This window comes from Aliiroseovarius sediminis (genome assembly GCF_022678485.1).
In the GTDB taxonomy this organism is placed as follows: domain Bacteria; phylum Pseudomonadota; class Alphaproteobacteria; order Rhodobacterales; family Rhodobacteraceae; genus Aliiroseovarius; species Aliiroseovarius sediminis.
Genome location: NZ_JALBYP010000018.1, coordinates 326,273 through 348,090, shown reverse-complemented (window position 1 = coordinate 348,090; position 21,818 = coordinate 326,273). Strand labels below are relative to the sequence as shown.

The window sequence follows — 21,818 nt, the reverse complement described above, 5'->3', positions numbered from 1 at the left end:
GCGCGCTCAGCGCAGAACGCCCAGCGTCAAGTTCTGATACATCCCCCACAGCGAGGTCACAAAGATCGATCCCATGCCCAAAAACTGCGTCTGGATACGGTGGCGATATAGTCGATTGCGCAGGTCTTCGCCTTCAAGCTCGCGTTCGCGGATGATTGCGGCGGTGTTCAGCGACATGACCCCCGCCAGCGTAATGGGAAAGAGCAAAAGGAACACGGCTTGCGCGAACTCGACCCGATACCAGAAGCCAAGAATGGTCAGCGACGTGAAAATCGCCGCAGCGAATCCCATGATCCAAAGGCCCGACATCCCCGCAACATAAAGAATGCGATTGCAGTTGATGCGCACCATATCCTCAAGATCATGTTGGGCTTCCCCACCGCGCCGTTCGGCCCGCTGGATCAGGTCGAAGGGGACCCCGACCACCCAATGGCTGACCGTGGACCACGCGACCGCAAGCGCGATCCAATACCACAGGTTCGAGAAAGACCGCATGTCGATGATTTCGAAAACGGTAGCATACCAATCCAAGTGCGCTTTACCTTAATTATTCGGGCCGTATCTTGGGCTGTCCAACCTGTGATCGGGCAGCGTGCCGGCTTGTGCCTGTCTAAACACCGACACACTAACGGCGGCACGGGGGCAGCGCCAGCCCGGTTTTGCAGGAAATGGCGTCAGATTGCGCACTTGTGAAGGTCGCGATCCCGTGGCAGGAAGTTTCAAGCCACACTGGTCAGGCCCCGCGCTTGCCCAAGCCAAAGGAGAGCCAGATGAGCCGCGCGCCCCATGCCCCAACCGTTGCCCCGTTTCCGATGACCCGTCTGCGTCGCACCCGCTCCAGCGCCGCGTTGCGTGGGCTGGTCCGCGAAAACACACTTAACGTCGAGGATCTGATCTGGCCGGTCTTCATCATCGACGGAGAGGATCGCGAGGAAGAGATCCCGTCGATGCCCGGTGTGACGCGCAAAACCATCGACAGGCTTGTCACCGCCGCGCGCGAGGCTGCCGATCTGGGCATTCCCGCAATCTGCCTGTTTCCCAGCACCGACCCCGCCTTGAAAACCGAAGCCTGTGAAGAGGCATGGAACCCCGACAACCTGTCCAACCGCGCCATCCGGGCGGTCAAGGACGCGGTGCCCGATCTCGCGGTGATGACCGATATTGCGCTGGACCCCTATAACGCCAACGGCCATGACGGTATCGTGCGCGACGGGCAGATCGTGAACGACGAAACCGTTGAAGCGCTGGTCAAGATGGCAATGGCGCAGGCCGAGGCGGGGGCCGACATTCTCGGCCCGTCCGACATGATGGACGGGCGCATCGGCGCCATGCGCCACGCGCTTGAGGCCGCCGATTTCACCAATGTCACCATCATGAGCTATACGGCAAAATATGCCTCGGCTTTCTATGGGCCGTTTCGCGATGCGGTGGGCGCGTCCGGGGTGTTGAAGGGTGACAAGAAGACCTATCAGATGGACCCCGCTAATTCGGACGAGGCGATGCGCCTTGTCGAACGCGATCTGGCTGAAGGCGCGGACATGATCATGGTCAAGCCTGGCATGCCCTATCTGGATATTTGTCGCCGTGTCAAAGACACGTTTGGCGTGCCGACCTTCGCCTATCAGGTGTCGGGCGAGTACGCGATGCTGATGGCGGCGGCGCAGAATGGCTGGCTGGACGGGGACATGGTCATGGCCGAAAGTCTGATGGCCTTCAAACGGGCTGGATGTGACGGCATCCTGACCTATTTTGCACCGCAAATGGCACGGTTGCTTCATAATGCATAAACCGAACCGTTTGGGCGCTGTTTCAGCCAAATTCCGCACGCCTGCCGCATAACAGGTGACAGCGCCGCCTTGGTCCGCTATCGTTTTCGCCCAAGTGGACCAAGAGCCACAAACGAGCATTCAATCGCGCCGGCGGCGCATTCTACGAGGCTAAATTATGCACAAAAACAGGCTTTCCCGCAGGGGTTTCATGATCGCAGCTGGTGGCGCAACCGTGTCACTTGCGGCATGCGCAAACGGTATCGGATCACGTGACGGAGACCGGATTGACGCGCGCGTCGACAGCACGCTGGATTATCTTTACAATCGTTACCCCGGCACGCGCGAGCTGGCGTCGAAATCGACCGGCCAACTGGTCATGCCACTGGTGACCGAGGCGGGCTTTGGACTGGGCGGCGCCTATGGGCGCGGCGCGCTGCGTATCAACGAAGCAACCGTGGATTACTACATGCTGACCCAGGCCAGCGCAGGCTTGCAGATCGGCGCGCAGCAATATGCACATGTGCTGTTCTTCATGACCGATCAAGCGTTGCAGGATTTCCGCCGGGCCGCGGGCTGGGTGGCATCTGCCGATATCAAATATGCGTTCCAAACAGAAGGCGACCGTCTGACAGCCGACACGATCACCGCGACCTCACCAGTGGTGGCGGTGGTATTCGGTCAGGCCGGGCTGATCGCCGGTGCCTCGATCGAAGGGGCGAAATACACGCGGGTCATTCCCTGATCGGGCACGATACGGCTGGGAAAGGGCGGCGCTTGCCGCCCTTTTGATTTTTTGTCATGGTGTTACCCGCCGACCCTCAACCGTTTGATCAGGCTTGAGGTATCCCAGCGCCCCCCGCCCATCTTCTGCACGTCCTTGTAGAACTGATCCACCAAGGCCGTGACAGGCAGGGACGCACCGGTTTCATCTGCCGTGGACAGGCAGATGCCAAGATCCTTGCGCATCCAATCGACGGCAAAGCCGTGGTCGAACTGATCATCGGCCATGGTCTCGTGCCGGTTCACCATCTGCCAACTGCCTGCAGCACCGCCTTGGATCACGTCGACGACCTCGCGGATGTCCAGCCCGGCTTTCTCGGCGAAATGTAGCCCTTCGGACAGGCCTTGCACCAGCCCCGCGATGCAGATCTGGTTGACCATCTTGGTCAGCTGCCCCGCCCCGCTATCGCCGAGCCGTTTCACGGTGCGGCCATAAGCCTGCATGATCGGCAGGGCCTTGGCAAAAGCGGCCTCATCACCGCCGCACATGATCGACAGCACGCCATTCTCGGCGCCTGCCTGCCCGCCTGACACGGGGGCATCTACGAAGGCGACACCCTGTTCATCGGCGGCGGCGTGAAGGTCGCGTGTAACTGCGGCGGAAACGGTTGTGTGATCAACGAAGATCGCGCCTTTCGTCATCCCTGCCAATGCACTATCGGGGCCCTGCACAACGGCGCGCAGATCATCGTCATTGCCCACACAGGCCATGACGAAATCTGCGCCCTCTGCGGCCTCGCGCGGGGTGGCGGCGGTTTTGCCGCTATATGCCCCGGCCCAGCGATCCGCCTTGTCGGACGAACGGTTATAGACTGTCACCTCATGCCCTTGGTCGACCAAATGCCCGGCCATCGGATACCCCATCACTCCTAACCCCAAGAATGCGCATTTTGCCATGACGTGTCCCTTCCGTTGAATTCCCATGTGAAGCACAGTAGTTACCGCGTAAGCGCGTCGGGTCAACGCTGACGACGCAGGGACATGAACAAAGCAGTGGTTGGAATGTGATGGGTAAGGTCGTTCTTTGGATGATCCGAATCGTAGCCGGGCTGCTGGTGCTGGCGGGTCTGGGGTTGTCGCTGGTCTATTATCTGGCCGCGCAATCCTTGCCCGATTACAGCGTGACGCGCGCCACCCCCGGTATAAAAGCCCCCGTCGAGATCGTGCGTAACAACGCCAACATCCCGCATATCTTTGGCCAGAACGACCCGGATGTTTTTTTCGGGCTGGGCTATGTCCACGCGCAGGACCGGCTTTGGCAGATGATGACCATGCGTCGCACCGCCCAAGGCCGCCTGTCCGAGATGTTCGGCCGCCGCACCCTTGAGGTGGACGAGCTGATGCGTCGGCTTGATCTGTACACTCTTTCCAAGGCCGCCGTTGCGGTGCAGGACGACGAAACCAAGGCTGCGCTGAAGGCCTACAGCGCAGGGGTGAACGCCTATCTCAGCCGTATCAACAATGACGCGCTGGGCCGCGGGGCGCCTGAGTTCTTTCTGTTCTCCAATGACATATCGCCGTGGCAGCCCGCCGACAGCATTGCGATTCTTAAACTGATGGGCGTGCAACTGGCCGGGCACCTTGAGGAAGAGCTGCTGCGCGCCCGCGTCACCCTTGCCCTGCCCGACGAACGGGTAAAAGACATCCTGCCCGACATACCCGGCACAGGCGTTGCCGCCCTGCCCGACTATGCCAGCCTGCTGGATGTGCCCGCTGCGCAATTTGCCAACCTACCCGCACGACAGGACCGCCCGGCGCTGTGGCCCGCGCCGCGCCGCGGGTTTGCGGGTGCGTCAAACGCCTGGGCCGCCGCACCGAACCGGTCGGCGGCAGGCGGCACGCTTCTGGCCAACGATCCCCATCTGGGCTTCACCGCCCCCGCGATCTGGTATCTAGCGCGGTTAGAGCTGACCAGCGGCGGTGTAATCGGCGGCACCATCCCCGGCCTGCCCGCGATGCTGGTGGGACGCTCGGACGATTTCGGCTGGGGCGTTACTGCGTCCTATCTTGATGACCAGGACCTGCATGTCGAAAAGCTGAACCCGGACGATCCCAGCCAGGTTCAGACGCCCGACGGGTTCAAACCACTGAACACGCGCAGCTCGATCGTGCGGATCAAGGACGAAGCCCCCGTGACCTTCGATCTGCAATGGTCCGAGAACGGCCCGCTTCTGCCAGGCCATCTGTTCGACCTTGGCATCATCACACCGCCCGGCCATGCCATGTCGCTAAACTGGACACTGCTGACCGCGCAGGACCGCTCGATGAGCGCGGCCATTCGCCTGATGCGCGCCAAATCGGTCGAGGACGGCATCACCGCTGGCTCTGATTTCGTGGCACCCAGCCTGACCCTGACCATGGCGGACCGGGAAAACATCGCCATGAAAGTGATCGGCGTGATGCCCAAACGCGACGCTGCCCACCAGACCCAGGGGCGCATTCCCAGCCCCGGCTGGATTGCCGCGAACCAATGGCAGGGCCGTCTGAGTTATAGCGCCAATCCCGAGTTCCTGCAGCCCAAGGGCGGGATTGTCGGCAATACCAATAACAAGCTGATCAACCGCCCCTTCCCCAACCATATGAGCTTCGAATGGGGCGACAGCCAGCGCGTGCAACGATGGAGCCGCCTGATGCAAGCGCGCGAGGTGCACACCCGCGACAGCTTCATCGAGGCACAGCTGGACCCCGTATCCGTCACCGCGCGCACGCTTCTGCCGCTGGTCGGCGCGGATTTGTGGTTCACCGGCGACGCCGCGCCCGACGGCACGCCCGAACGCGCGCGCCAGCGCGCGCTGGCACTGCTGGGCGACTGGAACGGCGAGATGAACGAGCACATGCCCGAGCCGTTGATTTATTCCGCCTGGCTGCGCGCGCTGCAAACCCGCCTGATCCGCGACGAGCTTGGACCGCTGGCCAACGAATTCCCCCATGTTGACCCGATCTTTATCGAGCGCGTGTTTCGCAACGTCAGAGGCGCTGGCGTTTGGTGCGATGTGATCCAGTCGGCACCTACCGAAACGTGCACCGACATTGCGCGTATGGCGCTGGACGACGCCCTTTTATGGCTGGACGAACATGCCAGCGGTGCGCAGGAAAGCTTGCGCTGGGGCGACTTTCACGAGGTGACACACAAGCATCCAGTGCTGGGCGATCTGCCGTTCCTGAAATGGTTTGTCAATATCCGGCAATCAACCTCGGGCGGGGACAACACGCTGTTGCGTGGACGCACGGCGGGGACGGGCGCGAATCCTTATCGCAATGTGCACGGGGCCGGGTTTCGCGGTGTCTATGACTTCGCCGATCCCAACAGCTCGCTTTTTGTGATCTCGACAGGGCAATCGGGTCATCCGCTGTCGCGTCACTATGATGATCTGGGCGATCTGTGGCGGCGTGGCGAATACACGCCCATGTCGCTGGATCCGGCACTGGCGCGGGCGGCATCGGTGGGGGTGACACAATTGGTTCCGAAAAGGTAACGCGCCTAAAGCGTACGGTATTCGGCCGCCTGACGATCGGTCCAGGTCACGGTCAGGTGCCAGCCATCTTCGTCTGGTTCCTCTGTTTCGACCACGCCCTTTTCAAAGAGCCACGCGCGCTTGCGGCCGTCTGCAAAACTCAGATGCAGCGTCTCGGTCACCCGTGGCACATCAAGTGCGGCGTCGATGGCCACGATCAGGTCGTCGAACCCTTCACCGGTCACAGCAGATAATACCAGCACATTGTCGTTGCGGTCGGCTTCGTGTCGGCGAGCGTCCTGCTGGCCTTCATCAAGCAGGTCGATCTTATTCCAGACCTCCAACTGCGGTGTATTTTCTTTAACGCCAAGCTCGGTCATGATCTCTTCCACATCGCGGGCCTGTTCGTCGGTTCCTTCGTGGCTAATATCGCGCACATGGACGATCAGATCAGCGGCCAGAACCTCTTCCAGCGTGGCCCGGAAGGCGGCGACCAGTTGGGTGGGCAGGTCCGAGATGAAGCCTACCGTATCCGACAGGATCACCTTGCGCCCGCCCCCTTGCGCAGGCGCCTTACCGACGGCAGGCAGTTCAATCTGCCGCATCGTGGGGTCAAGGGTGGCAAATAACATGTCCTTGGCCATGACATGCGCCCCGGTCATGCGATTGAACAGGGTGGATTTTCCGGCGTTGGTATACCCCACAAGCGCAACAATGGGATACGGAACCTTGGCGCGCGCAGCTCGGTGCAGTTCGCGGGTTTTCACAACCTTTTCAAGTTGTTTGCGCAGGCGGTTCAACTGGTCGTCGATGGCGCGCCGGTCGGCTTCGATCTGGGTTTCGCCGGGGCCGCCGACAAAGCCAAGTCCGCCACGCTGGCGTTCCAGATGGGTCCAGGCCCGCACCAGCCGTGTGCGTTGATAGGACAGCGCGGCCATTTCCACCTGCAACACACCCTCGCGGGTGGCGGCCCGATCCGAGAAGATTTCCAGAATAAGCCCCGTACGGTCCAGAATCTTGACCTTCCACTCTTTCTCCAGATTGCGCTGTTGCACCGGGCTGACGGGGCCGTCGATCAGCACCAGATCGACCTCGGCCGCGTCAAGTTTGGCGTGCAATTCTTCCAGCTTGCCCTTGCCAAAAAGTTTGCCGGGATGGGGCGCTGGCAGGCGCACGATATCAGCCCCCACCACTTCAAGGTGCGGCAGGGCTTGGGCCAACGAAACAGCTTCCACAAGCGCCGGACCGGCATCGCGCCGGTCCCGGTCTGACGTCAGCTCGGGGTGGAAAACCCAGGCCCGCGTGGGGCGTTCTTCCCTGTCGATGAAGTCAGTCAGCTTTCTTCGCCATCATATAGGTTGATGGGCTGCCCTGGCATGATTGTGGAAATCGCGTGCTTATATACAAGCTGCGATTGCCCATCGCGGCGCAGAAGGACGCAGAAATTATCGAACCATGAAATGACGCCCTGAAGCTTCACGCCATTGATCAAGAAGATCGTGACCGGAACCTTGGACTTGCGAACATGGTTCAGAAATACGTCCTGCAGGTTCTTGTTGTCGGCAGCCATCGCTTTTTTCCTTTTTTCTCTCGTGCTGCCGGACCCCGGCAGGATTTCGTCTTTGGGCCACTATGGCGCGGGGGTTTAACCTTTTCCACCCCCTTTTTTGGCGGTTTTATCAAGCTCATGCTGCTCTGACCACCGGCGAAAGCCGCAATGCGGAAGCACGCGCAATGCGTGCATAATGCACATATGTTGCAGCGCGCGTGTCAGCGCCGCCAACTGTCAGGATTCAATAGCGCGACGATCGCCAGCATCTCGAGCCGCCCAAGGATCATCGCCCCTGCCAGAACCGCCTTGGCCGGGTTGCCAAGTTCGCTATAGAAGATCGGTTCCGACGCCGCGATTTGTGCAACGGGTCCGGTGGTGGTCAGCGCCGCGATAGTCAGGGTCATGGCGCTTTCAAAATCCTGCCCCAGCAGCGAAAACAGGCCCATCACCAGTGCGACGGACATCGACATCAGCATGAAAAACACCCACGCCATATAGGCGCCCCGCCCGCGGATATGCCGCGCTTCGTTTCCGGAACCGCCGATCGACGAGGGATAGACCAGCTTCTCCATCTCGCGCAGGCCGTGGACGTATAGGGCATAGACCCGCATGAGCTTAGCGCCGCCCGCAGTGGTGGCGACGCCCCCGCCGACCAAGGCCAACCCCATAAGGATCAGGCCTGGGGTCTGAAGGCCGGACCAGTCGCGGCTGACGCCCCAAGCTGCGCTTTCGAACCCGGTGGTGGTCAGAAAAGACAAGACGGTGAAAAAACTTCCCCAAAGCGAGGCAATGCCGGCCAGCCAGTTTGCCTCCTCGTCGACCTCATACGCGCCCACCCAGTGGCGCAGAAACAGAAACAGCGGGACGGTGACGACGATCGCAAGGGCCATACGCATCTCGGGGTCTTTGTAAAGACGCCGCCGCCGCTCGCCCTCTTGCATGTCCGACGCGAAGGTCAGGCGCGAGATTGCAAAGACCAGAAAAAAAGCCATCAAGACCTCGCCGGGATAGCCCGCGCCGCCACCTGCTGGGCCGCCGACTGGGGATATGCCACTGGTCGACATAATGGACATTGCATGACACAGCGCGACAAACCCGCTGTCACCAGCCACGATAAGCCCAATCCACAAGGCAAGCGTCAGGCCGGTATACACTGGCCCAAGACGCACACCATAGGTGCGGATCCGGTCAGAAAAATCGGCAACGCGGATGATCTGACTGATCCCTGCACCAAACCGCGAATCGCCCGCGGCAGCCATGCCACGCGCACCAAACCGCGCCCGCACCTCGAACCCGCCCAGCGACATGGGCGCCAAAATGGCAATTGCGCCCACCCACATGAACAGCCCGCCAAGCCAGCCAACCAATGCACGCCACAAATGGACCGACCGGGCCATCCGCTCGGTACCCTCAAACAGGGTCGCCCCGGTGGTGGTCAGGGCCGATACCATTTCGACATAGGCGTTCAGAAAAGATGTGGTGCGCACGGCCTGATGAAATGGCACAGCCAGCATAATTGGAAGCAGCACGAACAGGCCCAACAGCGCCATCAGGTGGCGTCGGTGCCGTGTTGATCGCGGCTGATCGGCCATCGCCATCGCAAGAAACGACGTTAGAAACCCAAACAGCAACGCGCCATAGAAGAACACTCGCGCTTCATAGAAGTCTCCGATCACCCAACCAAAGCCCGCTGGCAACAGCATCGCAAGCGAACTGATCCCCATCAGGATCACAAGCAGCGGTAGTTTGGCGATTTGGGTCATCATGACGGTGGCCTTATTCGGGCAGCAGGGTCAGAAAAAATCGATCGAGACCTGAAGCAGGCGTTCGACCTCGGGCACGTCAGCTGCCATTGAGAACAGGACCACCACGTCGCCCTCTTCGATTTGCGTCCTGCCGGTCGGTTTCACCACCTTTTCACCCTTCAAAATCGCCCCGACCAACACACCTTCGGGGAAATCGACATCACGCACGGCCTTGCCCGCAAGCGGCGACGTGGACAGGACCTGCGCCTCGATCACCTCGGCCTCGGCGTCGCCCAGCGAATAGACCTCGCGCACCTTACCGCGCCGGATGTGGCGCAGGATCGAACTGACGGTTTGTGTCCGCGGGTTGATATAGGCGTCAATATTCAAAGGGCCCATAAGACCGACCAACGAGGGGTCATTGATCAAACAGATGGACATCGGGCAGCCCACCGCCTTGGCTCGGACCGAGGCGAGTAGATTCACCTTGTCGTCATCCGTCACGCACAGAATCGCATCAGAACGCGGCACACCGGCTTCTTTCATCAACTCCATGTCCATGCCGTCGCCATGCAGCACGACCGTGCGTTCCAGCGCATCGGCGGCATGTTCGGCGACCGCGCGATCGTATTCGACGACCTTAGCGCGCACGCGGTCAGTGCGGTTTTCAAGCTCACGCGCCACCGCAAGCCCGACATTGCCGCCCCCCAGAATGACAATGCGATCCTGTCGTTTCACGGATTTGCCAAACACCTCTAGTGTGCGATTGACGTCCTCGGTCCGCGTGGTGACATAGATCTGGTCGCCCGCGAAAAGCTGGTCGCCCGCGTCGGGTGCAAACAAGGTACCATCACGGCGGATACCCACCACCACGGCGCTGAGGGTGGAAAACAGGTCCGTCAACTGGCGCAAGGGCGTGTTCACCACAGGGCATTCATCAGTGATCTGCAACCCCATCAGTTGCACACGGTTATCAATGAAGCTTTCGATATCGAAGGCCGAGGGCGCGCGCAGTCGTTTCAAAACCGCCTGCGCAACCTCGCGTTCAGGGCTGATCACAACATCGATAGGCAGGTGATCGCGCCGGTAAAGATCGGCATAGATTGCATCAAGATAGCTTTGCGCGCGCAGCCGGGCGATCTTGCGCGGCACCCGGAAGATTGAATGCGCCACTTGGCAGGTGACCATGTTCACCTCGTCCGAATGGGTGGCGGCGATGATCATGTCGGCATCGGGCGCACCGGCCCGTTCAAGCACATCGGGATATGACGCATGCCCGGCAATCCCCTGCACGTCCAGCGTGTCGGTCGCCCGCGCCACAAGGCTTGCGTTATTGTCGACCACGGTCACGTCGTTTTTTTCGTTTGAAAGGTGACGCGCGATTTGCCAGCCCACTTGGCCTGCACCGCAAATGATGACCTTCATCCGGTTCTCCCTGATGTCACGCAAAATCCATGCCAGATGCCCCGGGCACGGTCAATGCCCGCGCCATGCGCTGGGGCTGGTCGTGCAGCGTTCAGGCGATCATGCCTCTGCCCCCGCGTCTGCATTCGTTTCGTCTTCGTCCCCGGCGACATAAGCCACGCGCGCGCCCGCCTTCGAGCCTGTCACGACCCCCAATGATTTCAGCTTTCGGTGCAGGGCTGATCGTTCCATCCCCACGAAATTCGCGGTGCGCGAGATGTTGCCGCCGAACCGGTTGATCTGGGTCAGAAGATATTCTCGTTCGAATGCCTCGCGGGCTTCGCGCAGGGGCATCATCGCAAGCGCACCCGACACGGTCACGCCCTGATCCCCAACATCGTCGCCCGCGCTTTCCTGCCCGCGAAGGTCAGCGGCTTGGATCGGGCCGGTCCCTTCGCCCAGGATAAGCACCCTTTCGATCATGTTCTTCAACTGACGCACGTTGCCCGGCCACTGCATGGTTTGCAGCATCGCCTCGGCATCCTCGGCCAATTCGCGCAAAGGCAAGCCCTGATCGCGGTTCAACACCTCCAGGAAATACCGCGCCAGAAGGGGGATATCCTCGCGCCGTTCACCCAGCGGCGGCACCGCAATCGGCACCACGTTTAGCCGATGATACAGTTCTTCACGGAACCGCTCTGCTTCGATTTCTGCCAATAAATCGCGATTTGTCGAAGAGATCACCCGCAGATCGACCGACACCTTGTCATTGCCGCCCACACGCTGAAACCGCTGGTCAACCAGAACGCGCAGGATCTTGGATTGCGTGCCCAACGGCATGTCTGCAACCTCGTCGAAATAGAGCACGCCGCCATTGGCCTCTTCCAGCAACCCCGGCTCAACCCCGCGCTCCATACTTTCGCGGCCAAACAAAACCTCTTCCATCCGATCTGCTTCGATGGAGGCCGAACTGACCACCACGAAGGGCGCTGCGGCCCGGTCGGAATTGGCGTGAATGAAGCGTGCTGCAATTTCCTTACCCGCGCCCGCCGCCCCGGACAGAAGCACACGGCCATTGGATTTTGTCACCTTTTCAAGGTTTGATTTCAGGGCCTTAAACGACGTACTTACCCCAACCATCTCGGTCGGGTGAGTGTCCTTGCGCTTCAATTCTGTGTTTTCACGACGCAGGCGGCTGGTTTCCATTGCGCGGGTGATCACCACCATCAACTGGTCGATGTTGAACGGCTTTTCAATGAAGTCGTAAGCCCCCTGTTTGATCGCCGCCACGGCAATTTCGATATTCCCGTGGCCCGAAATGATGACGACCGGCACTTCGGGATGTTCGCGTTTGACCATCTTCAAAATGTCGATCCCATCCATCGCCGAGTCCTTCAGCCAGATATCCAGGATCATCAATGACGGTAATGCGTCCTTGACCGCCGCCACCGCCTCGTCTGACGTTCCCGCAAGACGGGTCGAAAACCCCTCGTCCTCAAGAATATCCGAGATAAGTTCGCGGATATCGCGTTCGTCGTCGACTATCAGAATATCACTCATGCTGCCCCCCTTTTTGACTGCTCTGTTTGCCCGGTATCGGCGGGCAGGAATACACGTGCCATCGCGCCACGATGCGTGTCGTTTGGATCAAAGGCGGGCGCGTCTTCCAATGTCAGGCGCCCGCCATGCTCTTCAATAATTTTCTTAACAATCGGAAGCCCCAATCCAGTGCCTTTGTCGCGCGTGGTCACGTAAGGCTCGAACAGGCGCGCGCGGTCTTCCGGCAGACCGATACCGTTGTCAGCAATCGTAACCTCGATCCCGCCCTTTACGGGCACCATATCCACACGTATTTCGGGCGAATGACCCTCGGGCGCACCGGTTTCCTGCAAAGTTTCAATGGCTTCTCCCGCGTTCTTGATCAGGTTTGTCAACGCCTGCCCGATCATGGTTGCGTCAATCTCGACCTCAATGGGCCCGTCCAGAATACCCGCTCGAATGGCCACGCCTTCCTGCCCGGCCTGTTGCAACACCACCGCATCGCGAACCAATTTTACAATGTCGGTCGAGCGGCGTTCGGGTTCCGGCATTCGCGCAAATTTGGAGAATTCATCGACAATCCGGCGCAAGTCATTGGTCTGGCGCACGATCACGTCGGTGTATTGTTCCAAAGCCTCGACGTCGATCCCGTCCACCCGGCTGAACTTGCGCTTTATGCGTTCCGCGGACAGTTGGATCGGGGTCAGCGGGTTCTTGATTTCATGCGCAATGCGGCGAGCGACATCGCCCCAGGCGGCCATCCGCTGGGCAGACACAAGATCCGTTACATCGTCGAATGCAACCACATATCCTTCTAGCCCACCATCACGATTACGCCGCGTGGCGATCCGCACCAGCAGATTTTCCTGCTTACCGCTGCGCGACAGGCGAAGCTCAGTCTGAGCGGTTTCGCGCCCGCCGGATGCGACCTCGTCCAAGAGGGGTTGGAATTCAGGCACGACCAGCGAAAGCTCATGCGCCTGCACGGCCTCGTCGCTGACCGCCAGCACATCTTCGGCGGCGCGGTTCACGAACGTCACCTGCCCGTCGGCATTCAGCCCGATCACGCCGCCCGTTACCGACCCAAGGACACTGTCAAACAGGCGGCGGCGACGTTCGATCTGTTCGGTGTTTTCCAAAAGGCGTTCGCGCTGCGCTTTCAGCTGAATGGTCATCTTGTTGAAATATCGCCCCAGCATCGCGATTTCGTCGTCGCCCTCTTCTTCAATCACCCGTACGTCCAGATCACCGCGGCCGACGCGCTGCGCGGCACCCGCAAGCCGCCCCACAGGGCGGGCCAGACGTTCGGCAAACGACATTCCCATCCAGATCGCGGCCAAAATCAAAATGACTGCAAAGCCCAGATAAATCAGGCCAAATTGGAACAGGCGCTGCCCGCGCTGGGACTCCAACTGGTTATAGACCCGCGCGGCTTCTTGCGTTTCATCGACAAGATCTAGGATTTCGCCATTTACATCACGGGTCAGTTGGATCAGGTGATCCGGGAAACCGTCCAGCTTCATCAGCACGCGAAACTCGTTGTTCCGCCAGTCTTCGATCACCACGGTTTCGCCTGCCAGCGCGCGGTCAAGGTCGACTTTAGTGGGTTGTTCATAATCAAAAAGGTATGACCCCCCGCCCCGGACCCGGATGATGCCATTGGCATCGATCACATAGGCTTCGCGCAAACCGCGCTGGATGCGCGATTGCCCCTGCGTCAGAAGCGAGCCAAGCTCGGCATCCGTCAATAGCGCCTGAGTTTCCCGCTGGCGTTCCAGAAACTGTGCGATGGCCTGGCCGTCCTGCACCAATCCGTCCCGGCTTTCCTGCTTGTATGCCTGCGCGGCGGAAAGTGAGTTGCCAACGACGGTGCTTACCCGATCAGAAAACCACCCTTCTAACCCCATGTTCAGGGTCAGCATCGCGAAGATGGCCACAAGGATCGTCGGGCTAAGCGCAAGGACCGCGAACACCATCGTCAGCCGCAGATGCAAACGCGACCCCGCGCTTTCCTGTCGGCGTGCGACGATCATGCGACTGACACCCGCCAGCACCAGCCCCGCCGTCAAAATCACATAGACCGCATCGGCCAGAAGGATCAGCCGCAGCGTATTGCTGTCGGCACGTTGGGCAAAGGGACCAAGGGTCATGAAGGTGACGATGACCAGAACCGGTCCCAGCACCACCATTCCAAAGGCACCCAAGGATCTGAACCTGCGCCAACGGCGCATGGACAGGTATTGGTCCAACCTTGACTTCCGTATCGCGCGTCGCGCCACTTGCTCGCCCTTACGCTTCTTGGCCGCGTTACCGCGGCGACCGCCTGTGTGGTCGGGTCTTGTGCCCGATTGCCACGCTATGTTGCCCTTTTACATCAACTTGCGGCGGCGTGTCACCTCGATTTCCAACTCGGTGATCTTTTTTCGCAAGGTATTGCGGTTGATGCCCAGCAAATCGGCAGATCTGGCCTGATTGCCGCCGGTCGCATCAAGGGCAATCTGGATTAGCGGAAGCTCGACTTCGCGCAGAATCCGTTGATACAGACCCGGCGGAGGCAGCGTTCCCTGATGCAGGTCGAAATAGCGTTGCAGATGCCGCCCGACCGCATCCGACAGGCGTTCATCGGCAAGATTGAGCGTATGTGCAGGCGATTGCGCAGCCCCTGTCAGGGCCATTTCCACCTCGGCCGCCGCGATTTCGTCATCCGCGCTGGTCACCGCCAATCGGTTCACAAGGTTCTCAAGCTCGCGCAGATTGCCCGGCCAGACAAAGCGGCGAAGGGCCTTGACCGCGTCGGCTGAAAACTGCCGGGGGGGGCGTTCGTCGCGGCTGGCGTGCGTTAGGAAGTGATCGGACAGCGCCGCGATGTCGTCCAAACGCTCGCGCAGGCTGGGCACGGCGATCACGACACCCGCCAGCCGGTAATAAAGATCATCGCGAAAAATCCCCTGCGCCGCAGCGTCGGCCAGATCCCCCTGCGATATGGCAACCAGTCGCGGCGCATCGGAGTCCATCTTGTCAATCGCCCGCGACAGCCGCGCCTGTAGATCGGGGTCAGAATCTTCCACCCCGTCAAAAACGATAGTTCCGGCCCCGGCGCGGCGCAGGGCAGCTTCGACCCCGCCCGCCGGAGTCAGGTCATCCGGAGTCGCCACGACGAACGGTGCCGCGCGCCTGTCCGAATAATCATGCAGCGCCCGCGCGATCAGGGATTTTCCGGTGCCGCTTTCCCCCGTGATCAGCACCGGCAGATCAGTATTCACCACCCGCGCGACCAGACGATAAAGCGTCTGCATCGCGGGGCTGTGTCCGATCAGGGGCAAGTCGGAGATATCGTCAATCTCGGCGGCGACGCCATCATCCCCCCCCCGCGCACCGGGTCGCAGCCGTTTGCGTTCTAACGCCTTTGCAGTGCGTTTCATCAGGTCGGGCAGATCGAAGGGCTTGGGCAGATAGTCGAACGCCGCGCCCTCGGCGGCCTGAATGGCGGTCATGATCGTGTTCTGCGCCGAGATCACGATTACGGGCAAATCGGGGCGGCGCTGGACGATCTGCGGCAAAGCCTCGAGCCCGTTTCCATCGGGCATCACGACATCCGAGATCACGACATCCCCGCGCCCCTCGTCCACCCAGCGCATCAGCGTAACCATCGAGCCCGTTGCGTGCACCCGGCACCCCGCGCGGGTCAAGGCCTGTGTCAGCACGGTGCGGATCGTGCGGTCGTCATCGGCAACAAGAACGGTTCCGTCCATGGTCAATCCTTCTCGTGGTTGTCCGGGGGTGTCACGGGCAACGAGATCCGAAACACCGTCCGCCCCGGCTGGCTGTCCACCGAGATCAGCGCGCCGTGGTCCCCAAGGATTTTCGACACCAGCGCAAGGCCAAGCCCGGTCCCGTTTTCGCGGCCCGATACGAAGGGGTCGAAGACGTGTTCAGCAATATCGGGCGGCAAGCCGGGGCCGGTATCAGACACCTCGACCTGAAGCGGCAGGCTGGCCTGTGCGCCGCCCGGTCGCCGCAGGCGCAACCCCCCCTCGTAAAACGTGCGCAGGGTGATCTGACCCGTGCCACGACACGCTTCGGCGGCATTTTTAAGGAGGTTCAGAAAGACTTGCTGCATCTGGTCGCCATCCACCCAAACATCCGGCAGCGACGGATCATAGGCGACAGAGATCGTCATGCCCTGCGCAAACCCCACCTGCGCCGTGGCGCGGGCGCGATCAAGAATGTCGTGGATGTTCACGGGTTGGCAAGCGGGCGGGCGCAAATCGCCGAACTGCTCCACTTGGTCAAGCAGCGCCACCACCCGGCGGCTTTCGGCCACGATCAAGTCGGTCATTTCGCGATCCTCGGGCGGCAGCGACATGGCCAGAAGTTGCGCAGCCCCGGTGATCCCGGCCAGCGGGTTCTTGATTTCATGGGCCAGCATCTCGGCCATGCCGATCGCCTGACGTGCCGCCACGGTCGCACCCTGGACCCAGCCCAGATGCTCGGCCCCACTGCGCGGTTGCAACAGGACCAGCACATGTTCCTGCGCCCTATCCTGCGCCCCCGTCGCGTCTGGCAGGCAGGCAATTTGCACGTTCACCTCGCGCGTCGGGCCATCGCCAAGCCGCAGTTGCGCCCCGTCCACGAAATATGACCCGCCCGAGCGGCGCACCCGCGCAATCGCGCCCTCGACATCGCCCGAGAACGCCAGCCGTGCCTGCACCGGCGCCCCGCGCAGGCTGCGTTCAGACAGGTTCAGGAACGCCTCGCCCGCGCCGTTCAGGCGCAGCACATTGCCTGCCCCGTCCAGCTCCAGCGCCGGCACGGGCAGGGCCGCCCAAAGATGCGCGTCGCCCCTCATGCCGCGCGCCGTTCGGTGGTGATGGCGTCGGGCAGCATGGCCTGAACCTCGGCGGTATTGCGCGAGGACAGGATGCGGCGGCGCAGATCCGGATCAGTGCCTGCATCATCCATATACCAGCCCAGATGTTTGCGGATCACCCGCGCGCCCAGATCGGGGCCATAAAAATCAAGACTGGCGCGGTAGTGGTCAGTGACCATTTGCGCCAGCGCGTCACCTTGCGGAATGGTTGGCGAGGGGGTGCCCCAAAGGTCATGCGCGACCTGTGCCAGCAGCCACGGGCGCCCACCTGCGCCGCGCCCGATCATCACCCCATCCGCGCCACTGTCTGCCAGCGCCTGACGGGCGGTTTGCGTGTCCACGATGTCGCCATTGGCAATGACCGGGATGCCTACGGCGTCTTTGACCGCCCGGATCGCAGCCCAGTTGGCCCGTCCCTTGTAGAACTGACATCTTGTGCGGCCGTGAATGGTGATCATCTTGATGCCAGCCGCCTCGGCGCGCTGCGCGAGTGTTGCGGCGTTCAGGCTGTCATCGTCCCATCCCAGCCGGGTTTTCAACGTCACCGGGGTGGACACTGCGCCCACGATTGCCTCGATCAAGCGGAGTGCGTGGTCCAGATCGCGCATCAGCGCCGAGCCCGACATGCCCCCTACCACCTTTCGGGCGGGGCATCCCATGTTGATGTCGATGATCCGGGCGCCGTTCTGTTCAACCATGCGCGCGGCCTCGCCCGCCCAGTAGATATCGCGCGCGGCCAGTTGAACGGCAGTGTTTGCGTGCCCAAAGCCCAGCTCGGCCCGTTCGCGCACGCCGGGTTTGGCCTGCACCATCTCCTGGCTTGCCACCATCTCTGATACCACCAGCCCCGCGCCGAAGCCGCTGACCAGATTGCGAAACGGCAGGTCGGTGATCCCGGCCATCGGGGCCAGAAGAACCGGAGGGTCAAGACACAGGTTATCTGATCCGATCGACATGCCTAATCCTTGTGCAACACGCGCAGGCTGCGTGACACCCTGCGAAATATCAACTCCTGGCACGGTAAGCGAGGACTGGTTTTAAATTCTGCCTATTTTTTGAGCAGTATTTTCGGCCATCCCTGCCCCCATTGTCCTTTTTTTCACCAACGCCTAAACAGTGCCCATGGAAATTGCTGCCATCATCGTCGCCGCCGGGCGCGGCACCCGTGCCGGGACGGGGTTGCCCAAGCAATGGCGCACGATTGCCGGTGCTCCGGTCGCGCTGCACACGTTGACGGCATTTCAACGTCACCCAAGAATTTCTCGCTGCCTGCTGGTCATTCATCCCGACGATCACACCCACGCGCAGGCCGTTCCGGGGGTTCAGGTGATCCACGGCGGCGCCACGCGGGATGCCAGCGTTCTGGCGGGGCTTGAGGCGCTGGCCGATGACCCGCCCGACCTTGTGCTGATCCACGATGTGGCCCGCCCGCTGGTTAGCGCGACCGTGATTGACGGCGTGATCGAGGCGCTGGCGGACGCGAAGGGCGCGGCCCCTGCACTGCCCGTCACCGATGCGCTGTGGCGTGGGGAAGACGGGCGCGTGACCGGCACCCAGCCGCGTGATGGGCTTTATCGCGCGCAAACGCCGCAAGGCTTTCACTTCGCCCCGATCCTTACCGCTCACCGCGCCCACGAAGGCAGCGCGGCGGATGATGTCGAGGTCGCCCGGCTGGCTGGGCTGGACGTTACCATCACGATGGGCGATGAGAGCAACTTGAAGATCACCACGCCCGACGATTTCGCCCGGGCCGAGCGGTTGATCGGCGACAGGACAAAGGAACAGGCCATGGATATTCGTCTGGGCAACGGGTTTGACGTGCATGCGTTTGAAGATGGCGATCACGTCATCCTGTGCGGCATCCGCGTTCCGCATGACCGCGCCCTGAAAGGCCATTCCGACGCCGATGTGGGGATGCACGCCCTGACCGACGCGATCTATGGCGCGCTGGCAGAAGGCGATATTGGCCGACACTTCCCACCTTCGGAGGCGCAATGGAAAGGCGCGGACAGCGAGATTTTCCTGCGCCACGCGGCCGAACTGACCCGCACGCGCGGCTATCGGCTATCCAATGCCGATGTGACCCTGATTTGCGAGCAACCGAAGATCGGGCCCCACGCGGGTGCAATGCGACAACGGCTGGCCGATATCATGGGGGTCGAGGTGGGCCGGGTGTCGGTCAAGGCGACGACCTCGGAACGTTTGGGCTTTACCGGACGCGGCGAAGGCATCGCCGCGATCGCGTCGGCCACGCTGATCGGGGGCTGATCCATGCAAAAAACGACCGCAAAGCTGATCGCGACCTTCTTCTATGCCGGGCTGATGAAACCCGCGCCGGGCACCTGGGGCACCTTGGCCGCTCTGCCCGTTGCGTGGCTTCTGCACCTGATCGGCGGGCCGATTGCCCTGACCGGAGCGACCATCGTCGCCTATTACCTTGGCCTGAAAGCGACCGAGGCTTATACCGCCGGGTCCGACAACCACGACCCCGGCGAGGTTGTGATTGACGAGGTGGTGGGCATGTGGATCACGCTGTTCCCCGTGTCGTTCGGGGCCAAGATGATGGGCGCCGATATTCTGGCCCTGTATCCCGGGTGGATCGTGGGCTTTCTGGCGTTTCGCTTCTTTGACATCACCAAGCTGGGGCCGATTGGCACGGCGGACCGGCGGGGCGACGCCACGGGGGTCATGCTGGACGATGTCTATGCCGGTATCGCGGCCGCGATCACGGTTATTCTTGCAGCCTACGGCGTTCATGCGTTTATGATGTAGGCCATGGAAGACCCTGTCCAACCCGCCGACCTGCTTGAGCTATGCCGCCACAAGGGGCTGACAATCGCCAGTGCCGAAAGCTGCACGGGCGGCATGGTGGGGGCATCGCTGACCGATGTGGCGGGCAGCTCGGACGTGTTTGATCGTGGCTTCATCACCTATTCCAACGCCGCCAAGCGCGATCTTCTGGGCGTCCAACAGGCGACGCTTGAGGCGCATGGCGCGGTCTCGGAACAGGTCGCGGGCGAGATGGCGCAGGGGGCTTTGGCGGCATCGAACGCCGATCTTGCGCTGTCTGTTACCGGCATCGCCGGGCCGGGCGGGTCCGATCACAAGCCCGAAGGCCGCGTCTGTTTCGGGGTCGCGACGGAAGCGGGTTGCGTCACCCAAACGGTCGAGTTCGGCCCGCGCGGCCGGGCTAAGGTGCGCGCCGCAGCTACGCAACATGGGCTGGACCTTCTAGCGCAAGCGGCCAAGAACATCGGCGCAGGTTGACGCCCACGGCCCACATCTCTTGAAAGCGCGCCCATGGCGCGACATAAACAGGCACATATTCAAAAGGTAGACGAGAACATCATGGACACAGGCTTCTGGATCAGCAGCGGGGCGATTGCCGCCCTTTTGGTGCTATCGGCCTTCTTCTCGGGATCTGAAACGGCCCTGACGGCGGCATCGCGCGGCAAGCTTCGGTCGCGTGCGGATCGGGGCCACCGCGGCTCTGAACGCGCCCTGTCCATCACCGAGGATAACGAGCGGCTGATCGGATCAGTCTTGCTGGGCAACAACCTTGTGAACATCCTTGCAACATCGCTTGCGACGGCACTGTTTACCCGGTTGTTCGGTGACAGCGGCGTGGCACTGGCCACGCTCGTCATGACGCTTTTGGTGCTGATCTTCGCCGAGGTTCTGCCCAAAACCTATGCGATCACCATGCCCGAAGATGCCGCAGCGAAGGCGTCGGGGCCGATATCCATTGTGATCTTGCTGTTTTCACCCATCGTGTCCGCCGTGCGTGTTATCACGCGCGGATTGCTCAGCCTATTTGGCGTGAAAACCGATCCTGACAGCCAAATTCTGGCGGTGCGCGAGGAAATCATGGGCGCCATCGCGTTGGGCCACTCGGAAGGCGCTGTCGAAAAAGAGGATCGCGACCGACTGCTGGGTGCGCTGGACCTTGGCGACCGCGCGGTTGAGGAAATCATGCTGCACCGCAGCCAGATCGAGATGGTCGATGCGTCGGCCCCACCGTTGGAAATCCTGGAACAGATATTGGCTTCGCCCCACACACGTCTGCCCGTCTATCGCGACGAGCCGGAAAACATTATTGGCGTGATCCATGCCAAGGACTTAAGCCGCGCCATGTATTCGGCGCAGGCAGAGGGCAAGCCGGTCAACGAATTCGATGTCTTGCAAGTGGCAACCAAGCCATATTTCATTCCCGAGACAACCACGCTTGACGACCAGATGCGGCAATTCCTGCGCCGCCATACCCATTTCGCGCTGGTCGTGGATGAATACGGATCGCTTGAAGGGCTGATCACGCTTGAGGACATTCTGGAAGAGATCGTCGGCGAAATCACCGACGAGTTCGACAACCAATCCGAACTGGACATCGAACGCGCCAATGACGGTAATTATCTGGTCGATGGCGCAGTGACGATCCGCGACCTGAACCGCGCCAATGACTGGAACCTTCCCGATGACGAGGCCAACACCATCGCCGGGCTGGTCATCCACGAAGCCCAGATGATCCCCAACGAAGGGCAGGTGTTTTCCTTCCACGGCTTTAGGTTCGAGGTCATGAAGCGCGATGGTAACCGGGTCGCGATGTTGCAAATCCGCCCGCTGTGAGCTCGGCGTGATGCGCGGGTTTGTCGCTGGAATTACGCTTGCAACTGATAGGCATAAGGCGGTTAGCTGTGGAAAATCGAA

The 21,818-nt window shown here is 61.2% G+C and carries 18 protein-coding genes; 7 read left to right on the top strand and 11 right to left on the bottom strand.

Translation table 11 applies throughout. The features are described 5' to 3' along the window. Positions 1–6: 6 nt before the first annotated feature. Complete coding sequence (locus MN186_RS01790) at positions 7–531, bottom strand: component of SufBCD complex (protein WP_242111114.1); 525 nt, start codon at positions 529–531, stop codon at positions 7–9. A gap of 239 nt (positions 532–770) precedes the next feature. On the opposite strand from MN186_RS01790, the gene hemB reads away from it, so the two are divergent. Both hemB and MN186_RS01780 read left to right on the top strand, forming a co-directional pair. Beyond that, a complete protein-coding gene (gene hemB, locus MN186_RS01785; protein WP_242111113.1) occupies positions 771–1,787 on the top strand; it encodes a porphobilinogen synthase in 1,017 nt (338 codons plus the stop codon). Positions 1,788–1,977: 190 nt separating this feature from the next. Further along, entirely contained in the window at positions 1,978–2,511 is a 534-nt protein-coding gene (locus tag MN186_RS01780; RefSeq protein WP_242111112.1) for a lipid-binding SYLF domain-containing protein, read from the top strand. Positions 2,512–2,573: 62 nt separating this feature from the next. Here MN186_RS01780 and MN186_RS01775 read toward each other — a convergent pair whose 3' ends face one another. Continuing rightward, positions 2,574–3,446: an NAD(P)-dependent oxidoreductase gene (locus MN186_RS01775; protein ID WP_242111111.1), complete on the bottom strand. Its 873-nt coding sequence runs from the start codon at positions 3,444–3,446 to the stop codon at positions 2,574–2,576. A gap of 110 nt (positions 3,447–3,556) precedes the next feature. Between MN186_RS01775 and MN186_RS01770 the strand changes: the two genes are divergently transcribed. After that, positions 3,557–6,025: a penicillin acylase family protein gene (locus tag MN186_RS01770; RefSeq protein WP_242111110.1), complete on the top strand. Its 2,469-nt coding sequence runs from the start codon at positions 3,557–3,559 to the stop codon at positions 6,023–6,025. 5 nt (positions 6,026–6,030) lie between these two features. On the opposite strand, the gene hflX is transcribed toward MN186_RS01770, so the two are convergent. The 9 genes from hflX to dusB form a co-directional block, all read right to left on the bottom strand. After that, the gene (hflX, locus tag MN186_RS01765) at positions 6,031–7,329 is read right to left on the bottom strand and encodes a GTPase HflX (protein WP_242111213.1); all 1,299 of its coding nucleotides are present in this window, start codon (positions 7,327–7,329) and stop codon (positions 6,031–6,033) included. An 8-nt stretch (positions 7,330–7,337) separates the two neighbouring features. Continuing rightward, positions 7,338–7,574, bottom strand: coding sequence for an RNA chaperone Hfq (hfq, locus tag MN186_RS01760; RefSeq protein ID WP_242111109.1), 237 nt, complete (start codon positions 7,572–7,574; stop codon positions 7,338–7,340). Between the two features lie 200 nt (positions 7,575–7,774). Further along, entirely contained in the window at positions 7,775–9,322 is a 1,548-nt protein-coding gene (locus tag MN186_RS01755) for a TrkH family potassium uptake protein (RefSeq protein WP_338024978.1), read from the bottom strand. A 27-nt stretch (positions 9,323–9,349) separates the two neighbouring features. Continuing rightward, positions 9,350–10,726, bottom strand: coding sequence for a Trk system potassium transporter TrkA (gene trkA / locus MN186_RS01750; RefSeq protein ID WP_242111108.1), 1,377 nt, complete (start codon positions 10,724–10,726; stop codon positions 9,350–9,352). 99 nt (positions 10,727–10,825) lie between these two features. Further along, complete coding sequence (ntrX, locus tag MN186_RS01745) at positions 10,826–12,265, bottom strand: nitrogen assimilation response regulator NtrX (RefSeq protein ID WP_242111107.1); 1,440 nt, start codon at positions 12,263–12,265, stop codon at positions 10,826–10,828. After that, on the bottom strand, positions 12,262–14,475 hold the full coding sequence (locus MN186_RS01740; RefSeq protein ID WP_242111211.1) for a sensor histidine kinase NtrY-like: 2,214 nt from the start codon (positions 14,473–14,475) through the stop codon (positions 12,262–12,264). Before MN186_RS01740 ends, ntrX begins: the two co-directional genes overlap by 4 nt. Positions 14,476–14,613: 138 nt before the next feature. Continuing rightward, positions 14,614–15,996: a response regulator gene (locus MN186_RS01735; RefSeq protein WP_242111106.1), complete on the bottom strand. Its 1,383-nt coding sequence runs from the start codon at positions 15,994–15,996 to the stop codon at positions 14,614–14,616. Between the two features lie 2 nt (positions 15,997–15,998). Then, positions 15,999–17,093 carry a two-component system sensor histidine kinase NtrB gene (locus MN186_RS01730; RefSeq protein WP_242111105.1) on the bottom strand — a complete coding sequence of 365 codons (1,095 nt, stop codon included), beginning with the start codon at positions 17,091–17,093 and terminating at the stop codon, positions 15,999–16,001. Continuing rightward, a complete protein-coding gene (gene dusB / locus MN186_RS01725) occupies positions 17,090–18,070 on the bottom strand; it encodes a tRNA dihydrouridine synthase DusB (protein ID WP_242111104.1) in 981 nt (326 codons plus the stop codon). Before dusB ends, MN186_RS01730 begins: the two co-directional genes overlap by 4 nt. A gap of 166 nt (positions 18,071–18,236) precedes the next feature. Between dusB and MN186_RS01720 the strand changes: the two genes are divergently transcribed. From MN186_RS01720 to MN186_RS01705, 4 genes are read left to right on the top strand one after another with little or no spacing between them, the layout of a single operon-like run. Beyond that, positions 18,237–19,382: a bifunctional 2-C-methyl-D-erythritol 4-phosphate cytidylyltransferase/2-C-methyl-D-erythritol 2,4-cyclodiphosphate synthase gene (locus MN186_RS01720; RefSeq protein ID WP_242111103.1), complete on the top strand. Its 1,146-nt coding sequence runs from the start codon at positions 18,237–18,239 to the stop codon at positions 19,380–19,382. A 3-nt stretch (positions 19,383–19,385) separates the two neighbouring features. Then, positions 19,386–19,886: a phosphatidylglycerophosphatase A family protein gene (locus MN186_RS01715; protein ID WP_242111102.1), complete on the top strand. Its 501-nt coding sequence runs from the start codon at positions 19,386–19,388 to the stop codon at positions 19,884–19,886. Positions 19,887–19,889: 3 nt separating this feature from the next. Further along, positions 19,890–20,381 (top strand): CinA family protein, encoded by a 492-nt coding sequence (locus MN186_RS01710; protein WP_242111101.1) that lies wholly within the window; start codon positions 19,890–19,892, stop codon positions 20,379–20,381. Positions 20,382–20,414: 33 nt separating this feature from the next. Further along, the gene (locus MN186_RS01705) at positions 20,415–21,737 is read left to right on the top strand and encodes an HlyC/CorC family transporter (RefSeq protein ID WP_242111100.1); all 1,323 of its coding nucleotides are present in this window, start codon (positions 20,415–20,417) and stop codon (positions 21,735–21,737) included. Positions 21,738–21,818 lie beyond the last annotated feature (81 nt).

Coding starts and splice junctions, on each gene's coding strand:
- MN186_RS01755 (WP_338024978.1), bottom strand. CDS start 9,322: ATGATGACCCAAATCGCCAAACTACCGCTGCTTGTGATCCTGATGGGG.
- MN186_RS01780 (WP_242111112.1), top strand. CDS start 1,978: ATGATCGCAGCTGGTGGCGCAACCGTGTCACTTGCGGCATGCGCAAAC.
- hfq (WP_242111109.1), bottom strand. CDS start 7,574: ATGGCTGCCGACAACAAGAACCTGCAGGACGTATTTCTGAACCATGTT.
- MN186_RS01735 (WP_242111106.1), bottom strand. CDS start 15,996: ATGGACGGAACCGTTCTTGTTGCCGATGACGACCGCACGATCCGCACC.
- MN186_RS01710 (WP_242111101.1), top strand. CDS start 19,890: ATGGAAGACCCTGTCCAACCCGCCGACCTGCTTGAGCTATGCCGCCAC.
- trkA (WP_242111108.1), bottom strand. CDS start 10,726: ATGAAGGTCATCATTTGCGGTGCAGGCCAAGTGGGCTGGCAAATCGCG.
- ntrX (WP_242111107.1), bottom strand. CDS start 12,265: ATGAGTGATATTCTGATAGTCGACGACGAACGCGATATCCGCGAACTT.
- MN186_RS01770 (WP_242111110.1), top strand. CDS start 3,557: ATGGGTAAGGTCGTTCTTTGGATGATCCGAATCGTAGCCGGGCTGCTG.
- MN186_RS01720 (WP_242111103.1), top strand. CDS start 18,237: ATGGAAATTGCTGCCATCATCGTCGCCGCCGGGCGCGGCACCCGTGCC.
- MN186_RS01730 (WP_242111105.1), bottom strand. CDS start 17,093: ATGAGGGGCGACGCGCATCTTTGGGCGGCCCTGCCCGTGCCGGCGCTG.
- hemB (WP_242111113.1), top strand. CDS start 771: ATGAGCCGCGCGCCCCATGCCCCAACCGTTGCCCCGTTTCCGATGACC.
- MN186_RS01775 (WP_242111111.1), bottom strand. CDS start 3,446: ATGGCAAAATGCGCATTCTTGGGGTTAGGAGTGATGGGGTATCCGATG.
- MN186_RS01715 (WP_242111102.1), top strand. CDS start 19,386: ATGCAAAAAACGACCGCAAAGCTGATCGCGACCTTCTTCTATGCCGGG.
- MN186_RS01705 (WP_242111100.1), top strand. CDS start 20,415: ATGGCGCGACATAAACAGGCACATATTCAAAAGGTAGACGAGAACATC.
- dusB (WP_242111104.1), bottom strand. CDS start 18,070: ATGTCGATCGGATCAGATAACCTGTGTCTTGACCCTCCGGTTCTTCTG.
- MN186_RS01740 (WP_242111211.1), bottom strand. CDS start 14,475: ATGCGCCGTTGGCGCAGGTTCAGATCCTTGGGTGCCTTTGGAATGGTG.